Source organism: Streptomyces tateyamensis, from assembly GCF_003205575.1.
GTDB lineage: Bacteria > Actinomycetota > Actinomycetes > Streptomycetales > Streptomycetaceae > Kitasatospora > Kitasatospora tateyamensis.
In genome coordinates this window covers 1-284 of sequence record NZ_PYBW01000335.1, presented here as the reverse complement: position 1 = coordinate 284, position 284 = coordinate 1, and the positions used below count along the sequence as shown (strand labels likewise).

General features: G+C 74.3%; 1 protein-coding gene. It reads left to right on the top strand.

The window, feature by feature from the left end:
• On the top strand, window positions 1-284 hold a 284-nt coding region (locus C7C46_RS33635), incomplete at both ends, for a TolB-like translocation protein (RefSeq protein WP_181442689.1).

Here is a 284-nt window from a genome sequence, read left to right as displayed (position 1 = left end):
GGCGGTCAGCGCGGACGGGCGGTACGTGGCCTTCCCCTCCACCGCCGACAACCTGGCGCCCGGCGCCACCCCCGGGATCGAGAACGTCTACCTGCGCGATCTGCGGCACCGTCGCACCGAGCTGATCAGCACCGGCACCGGCCCCGCCCCGCAACTCGGCGGCAGCACCTCGCCGAGCCTGAGCGCCGACGGACGGTACGTCGCCTTCACCTCCAACCGGGCCGACCTGGTGCCCGGGGACACCAACAGCGCCGCCGACATCTTCGTCCGCGACCGCCGCACCG